Raw genomic sequence first — 6066 nt, forward strand, 5'->3', positions numbered from 1 at the left:
GACGGCGATGCCGTACTCCCGGGAGGTCTGGATCACTCCGCCGCCGTGCACGACCAGGACCCCGGCGATCACGGCCGCCACACCCAGGCCCACGTAGCACACGACGTACAGCAGGGAGAGGACACCGGCTCGCTCATGCGGCTCCACCTGCGGAATGACCAGCCGGATGCCGCCCTGGAACCCGCTTCCGAAGCCGACGCCGGAGATCGCGCCGCCCACGAAGAAGCCGATCACGGAGAGCGTGCCACCGGTGCCCGAGCCGATGGACACCAGGGTGATCGTCACGCCGACGACCAGTGTGGCGACGCTGATGAGCATCATGGTCCGGGTCGCCGCGCTGCGCAGCGCCATGACCGCCAGACCGGCGCAGCCCGCGATGACGAACAGGGGCAGTCCGCCCCAGACGACGGAGTCGGAGTGCACCAGGGTCCGGGTGATGGCCGGGCCGAGTGCGCCGTACAGGCCGGCCAGCGCCCACACCGCGAAGATCACAGGTGCGGCGATGGCCACCGACGCACGGGCGGACCTGGGCAGCTTGAACTCGGGAACCATGCTGGCCAGCGCGCCCGGCTTGCGGGTCACCGTCTCGTTCAGGGCGAGCACGCCCAGCGCCTGCACGACGAAGACACCGAGGAGCACCACGTAGACGAGATGGGTGGGGGCCGGCAGGTACTGGACGATCAGTCCGGAGGCGAAGGCGCCGCTCGCGGTCCCCATGGTGGGGGCGAAGGAGTTCAGGAAGCTGCCCTTGCGTGCGTCGATGTCCAGCATTCCGGCGCCGAGCGCGCCGACCGCCGCACCGGTGCTCAGTCCTTGCAGGACTCGGCCGACCAGCAACGTGGCCACATCCCCGGCGGTGATGAACACGACCATCCCCAGGACCTGCACGAGCAGGGCCGTCAGAAGCACCGGGCGCCGGCCCACCTGGTCGGAGACCCTGCCGAAGACCAGGAGGGCGGCCAGGACGGCCACCGCGTAGGTGCCGAAGACGATGGTGATGGTGATGGGGGAGAAGCCCCAGTGCTGCTGGTAGATCGCGTAGAGGGGGGTCGGGGCGCTGGACGATGCCAGCAGCGATATGAGGATCGAGGCCAGCAGTCCGATGGAGGCCTTGGGCCCGAGGCTCAGGGCCCGGCGCCGCGGCGCTGCGTGCGCGCCGGACGACTTGGCCGGGGCACCCGGCGAGGCGGGCTGACGCGTGGAGGATGCGCGGCTCATCCGTCACTTTCCGAATAGGGCGAAGCGGACACCCCCATGCTAGACAGACCTGTCTGTTCGTCGCGAGTCCGGAAGACGTGAGGTGTGTCGCACCGACCCCGTGTGCGCGGTCCGTCGCCGTGTGTGTCGCGGGAGCCCCCGGTGCCGTCCGCCTCCGCTCACCCGCCGCCCAGCAGCTGCTCGAACGGCACGGGATCGCGGTAGGGGTCCGGGGGCGTGGGCCGCTCACGGCGGGCTGTCGCGACGGCGAGTTCCCTGGCCGCTCGTGCCACGCGCTCCAGCAGAGCTCCCTGGGAATCGCGTTCGGTGCCCCAGTCCTCGGTCGCGGCGTACACCGCGGTGGGCACGGCCGTCGCGTGCAGGTAGGTGAACATCGGCCGCATCACGTGTTCCAGCACGAGCGAATGCCGCCCGGTGCCGCCGGTGGCCGCGATCAGTACGGGTTTGTCCGTCAGGGCGGTGTCGTCCAGACAGTCGAAGAACAGCTTGAACAGACCGCTGTAGGAGGCGTTGAAGGTCGGCGTCACGGCGATCAGGCCGTCGGCCCTCGCGACGGAGTCGAACACCTCTCGCAGGTCCGGCGACGGGTAGCCCGCCATCAGATGGTCGACCAGGTCGTGAGCATGGTCCCTCACCTCTACGACGACGATCTCGACCGGCTCGCCGAGCCGCTCCAGCTCGGCGCGGACGGCGTCCGAGAGCCGGTCGGCGAGCAGACGGGTGGAGGACGGCAGCCGCAGTCCTGCCGAGACGACGGCGACGGTGCGCTTCATCGCGGGTCCTCCTCCGGCAGCGCGGCCTTCTCCTGCGCCGCCGCGGCGAGAGAGGCGTGCGTCGGGGCGTCCGGAACGTGGGCCGGGCGGCCCACCGCGAACTCCTTGCGCAGGACGGGCACGATCTCGCCCAGCGACTCGATCTGTTCGAGGACGGTTTCACGCGGAACGCCGATGCCGTCCACGTTGAACAGCTGACGCTGGTAGTCGCCGCCCGCGTGCTCGCGGTACGCCAGCACTCGCTCGATCACCTCCTGCGGGCTGCCGACCACCACCGCGGTACGGGCCATGGTGTCCTCCAGGGACGGGCCGTTCCCGTACGCCGATGAGGCGTTGAAGTAACTGCGGAACTCCCGGACGGCGTCCTGCGAGTTCCTCCGCACGAAAACGTGCGCGGCCAGGCCGACGAAGGCCTGGTCGGCACGTCCGTGCCCGTAGTGCTCGAAGCGGCTGCGGTAGAGGTCGACCAGTTGTCGGACGTGCTCCTTGGGCCAGAACAGGTTGTTGTGGAAGAAGCCGTCCCCGTAGTAAGCGGCCTGTTCGGCGATCTCCGGGCTGCGGATGGAGGCGTGCCAGACGAACGGCGGCACGTCGTCCATCGGCCGCGGCGTGGCGGTGAAACCCTGCAACGGTGTGCGGAATCTGCCCTCCCAGTCGACCACGTCCTCGCGCCACAGCCGGCGCAGCAGGGCGTAGTTCTCCACCGCCAGGGCGATGCCGTCGCGGATGTCCTGTCCGAACCACGGGTAGACCGGCCCGGTGTTGCCGCGGCCCAGCATCAGGTCGACCCGGCCGTCGGCGAGATGCTGGAGCATCGCGTAGTCCTCGGCGATCTTCACCGGATCGTTCGTGGTGATCAGCGTGGTCGACGTGGACAGCAGGAGCTTCTTCGTCCGCGCCGCGATGTGTCCGAGCAGCGTGGTGGGCGAGGAGATGACGAACGGAGGGTTGTGGTGCTCGCCGGTGGCGAAGACGTCCAGGCCGACCTCGTCGGCGAGCTCCGCGTACTCCACGAGTGCCTTGAGCCGGTCGCGTTCCGTGGGTGTCCGTCCGGACAACGGGTCGCGTCCCAGGTCTCCTACGCCGAAGATTCCGAATTGCATCCTGTACGTCCTGTGTGTTGTGTCGGTGGCGCCGTCGGCGGTTGCGCCGACGGCGGGGCAGAGGAGTTCTCGGCGTGCTGAGGGGCTGTGGGCGACCAGCTGAGACACGAGCCGGAGGAGGCGGTCAGAGATCCAGCGGCCGGTCCGTCCGCAGTGTCTTCTCGCGCAGGATCAGTGCTTCGAGGGCCGCCAGGTCGTCGGCGACATGGTGCTCCCAGCCGGGGTCCGCGTTCTCGTTCCGAGCGGACCCGCGAACCGGCCTACGGTGACGGCCGTGCCCCGCGGAGTCGCGTTCGGGTGCGCAGCCGTCCTCGTCGGCGCGTGTGCCACGGTGCCGCCCGGTGCCCGCAGGGTCGGTGGCGCTGCCGGGCAGCGCGAGGCCGGTCCGCACGTCGGTGATGGTGAGAGTCATGTCTTTCCTTCCCCAGGGTCGCTGGTCTGCGGGCTCGTCGAATCGCAGGACGGCCGCACGGCGCACGAAACCCGGGTGAGCACACCCGGGTAATTGTTACGCGCAGCAAATATAGCCGGATTCCGTAGGCGCACACGTGTGAGCAGCCTGTTCTGTGGATCACACCTCAGAGGGGTAGGGGATGGGGCACGGCTCTGGCGGAGGTGCGGCGGTCAGGTGGCGACGTCTCGCAGTGCCGCCGCGAGCTTCTTGAGGTCCAGCTCCTTGAGGTGGTCGAGGAAGTGCCGTCGGATCGCGTCCAGATTGGTGGGATAGGCCTCCTCCAGGCGGGCCAGGCCGGCGGCGGTCAAGGAGGCGTGCCAGCTGCGGCCGTCCGTCTCGCACCGCAGCCGCTCGATGAATCCCTCTCCCTCCAGTCGTTGCACGATGCGGGTCGTGCCGCTGAGGGACATCTCGATGGTGTTGGCGAGCTCGTGCATGCGCAGTTGTCGGTCGGGTGCCTCCGACAGGTACATCAAGGTCAGGTATTCCGTGTTCGACAGCCCTTGCTCCCGCTGCATCTGGGCGTCGATGGCGCGGGGCAGCGCGTAGAGGAGCGAGGGGAGGGAGCGCACAACGGCCTCCTCTTCGGCGGTAAGCGGTTTCAGGCCGTCCTTGCGCGGGCTGGACTTCGATGTCATGGGGGCATACCTCACATGTGTGCGGCGTCGAGCGCCGCTGTCGACGGCCGATCCGGCCCCGTGTTTCTGTCTCCGGGTCGAGTGATTATTTGACGCAACAACCACTTCACCACTATGGTGTTTGTCGAAGCAAGTATATCGCGAACCGGTCGCCAGGGCCACATCTACGCCCGGGACGGACGCGGGTCATTTTCACGAAGGGTTCAGCGTGACCAAGATCGGAATCATCCTCGGCAGCACCCGTCCGGGCCGCAACGGCGAGGCTGTCGCTCGTTGGGTGCTCGACATCGCCTCGAAGCGGACCGACGCGGAGTTCGAGCTGGTCGACCTCCTCGACTACAAGCTCCCGCACCTCGACGAGGCGCTCCCGCCGTCCCTCGGCCAGTACTCCCAGCCGCACACGCGGGAGTGGGCGGACAAGATCGCCTCGTTCGACGGCTTCATCATGGTGACGCCCGAGTACAACCACTCCACGTCCGGTGTGCTCAAGAACGCCATCGACTACCTGTACGCCGAGTGGAACAACAAGGCCGTCGCGTTCGTCAGCTACGGCGGCGCGGGCGGTGCGCGTGCGGTGGAGCACCTGCGTCTCATCGCCGGCGAGCTGCAGATGGCGGACGTGCGTTCCCAGGTCGCGCTGTCGCTGTTCCACGACTTCGAGAACTTCAGCGTGTTCAAGCCCGGCGACTTCCAGCTCGAGGCCCTGAACACCACGCTGGACCAGGTGCTGGCCTGGAGCAAGGCGCTCGCCCCGCTGCGTGCCGCCTGACGGGCGCACCTGTTCGTGAGGTAACGGCGGCGGCCGGGCGGAGAGGTCGGGCCGCCGCCGTTCGTACGTGACACAGCCGACTGCCGCGGCGCGTGCCGTGGCCGGTGAGATCACGGCGCTCTCGCAGGAGCACGGTCCGACTCTCACCCCAGCAAGCTTGGCGGGCCGCTTTGGCAGGCAATTACCATGAACTCGTGTCGAGCGACGCGCGGCGGCGGGATCGCGTTCCGCAACCCCTCACCCAGGACGAAGAAGCCGTGGTGAGGTCGCTCGGCCGCATCATCTACGCCCTGCCCCGTGCCGTCGATGCCGACATGATGCGGGAGCAGAGGCTTTCCCTGACCGAATACCTGGCTCTCATGCACCTCTCCGAGGCTCCGGGCCGGAAGCTGCGCATGGGCGATCTCGCCGTCGCGGTGGAGATGAGCGGCAGCGGCATGTCTCGCCTGGCGGACCGGCTGGAAAAAGAGGGTCTCATCCGGCGGGTCAGGTCGCGGCAGGACGCCCGGGGCTGGAACGCCGTCCTCACGGACGCGGGCTTCGACCGGCTGGCCAAGGCCTGGCCGACCAACCTCGCCTCGGTCCGCCGTCATTTCCTGGACCATCTGACGGGGCTGGACCTCGGCAGGCTCGCGGCGGCCCTGCGCGGCATCGCCACCTGAGGGCGCGCTCCTCGGGACCCTGACGGCCGCTCCGGCCTCGGGTCCGGCGCCTGCGCCACAGGTGCCTACGCGCTCTCGTCCGGATCGGCCGGCGCAGAGTGCGGTGCACCTTTCGTGCGGTGCACACCTTCATCCTTCCTTCGCCTTCCCAAGGACCGTCGTGTACATCGCAGCTGTCATCCTCAGTGTTCTTCTCGCCCTGATCACCGTTGCCGCCGGCGCGCCGAAGGCGCAGTTCAAGGGTGACGTCGTGGACGGGCTCGTCGCGAAAGGGCTCGGTCCCGCGCTGATCCGTTTCATCGGCCTCCTCGAGGTGGCCGCGGCGGCGGGGCTGGTGGCCGGCATCTGGTGGGAGCCGCTGGGCATCGCGGCCGCTGTCGGGATGGCCGTCCTGCTCCTGGTGGCGATCGGGTACCACGTGAAGTGGGGCGACTACGGAGACGGAGCCG

At 68.9% G+C, this 6066-nt stretch carries 8 protein-coding genes; 3 read left to right on the forward strand and 5 right to left on the reverse strand.

Features of this window, described 5'->3' with window-relative positions; translation table 11 throughout:
- The 5 genes from JF597_RS51820 to JF597_RS51840 form a co-directional block, all read right to left on the reverse strand.
- The coding region (locus tag JF597_RS51820) for an MFS transporter (protein ID WP_294013678.1) at positions 1–1218 on the reverse strand (1218 nt) is incomplete at its 3' end.
- Between the two features lie 158 nt (positions 1219–1376).
- Entirely contained in the window at positions 1377–1991 is a 615-nt protein-coding gene (locus tag JF597_RS51825; RefSeq protein WP_294013680.1) for an FMN reductase, read from the reverse strand.
- Entirely contained in the window at positions 1988–3094 is a 1107-nt protein-coding gene (locus JF597_RS51830; RefSeq protein WP_294013683.1) for a CE1758 family FMN-dependent luciferase-like monooxygenase, read from the reverse strand. Before JF597_RS51830 ends, JF597_RS51825 begins: the two co-directional genes overlap by 4 nt.
- A 124-nt stretch (positions 3095–3218) precedes the next feature.
- Positions 3219–3506: a hypothetical protein gene (locus JF597_RS51835; protein WP_294013686.1), complete on the reverse strand. Its 288-nt coding sequence runs from the start codon at positions 3504–3506 to the stop codon at positions 3219–3221.
- 212 nt (positions 3507–3718) lie between these two features.
- Positions 3719–4186 carry a MarR family transcriptional regulator gene (locus JF597_RS51840; RefSeq protein WP_294013689.1) on the reverse strand — a complete coding sequence of 156 codons (468 nt, stop codon included), beginning with the start codon at positions 4184–4186 and terminating at the stop codon, positions 3719–3721.
- Between the two features lie 208 nt (positions 4187–4394).
- Here JF597_RS51840 and JF597_RS51845 point away from each other — a divergent pair, with 208 nt between their 5' ends.
- The 3 genes from JF597_RS51845 to JF597_RS51855 all read left to right on the forward strand — a co-directional run.
- Positions 4395–4955, forward strand: a complete 561-nt coding sequence (locus JF597_RS51845; protein ID WP_097228051.1) for an NAD(P)H-dependent oxidoreductase — start codon at positions 4395–4397, stop codon at positions 4953–4955.
- A 194-nt stretch (positions 4956–5149) separates the two neighbouring features.
- Entirely contained in the window at positions 5150–5617 is a 468-nt protein-coding gene (locus JF597_RS51850; RefSeq protein WP_294013695.1) for a MarR family transcriptional regulator, read from the forward strand.
- A 160-nt stretch (positions 5618–5777) separates the two neighbouring features.
- Positions 5778–6066 (forward strand): DoxX family protein (locus JF597_RS51855; protein WP_294013698.1); only part of this gene is annotated, 289 nt, incomplete at its 3' end.

The organism is Streptomyces sp., assembly GCF_019510245.1.
Taxonomy (GTDB): domain Bacteria; phylum Actinomycetota; class Actinomycetes; order Streptomycetales; family Streptomycetaceae; genus Streptomyces.

Excerpts from the sequence above, each read along its gene's own strand:
- JF597_RS51840 (WP_294013689.1), bottom strand. The coding sequence starts at position 4,186 with ATGACATCGAAGTCCAGCCCGCGCAAGGACGGCCTGAAACCGCTTACC.
- JF597_RS51830 (WP_294013683.1), bottom strand. The coding sequence starts at position 3,094 with ATGCAATTCGGAATCTTCGGCGTAGGAGACCTGGGACGCGACCCGTTG.
- JF597_RS51825 (WP_294013680.1), bottom strand. The coding sequence starts at position 1,991 with ATGAAGCGCACCGTCGCCGTCGTCTCGGCAGGACTGCGGCTGCCGTCC.
- JF597_RS51835 (WP_294013686.1), bottom strand. The coding sequence starts at position 3,506 with ATGACTCTCACCATCACCGACGTGCGGACCGGCCTCGCGCTGCCCGGC.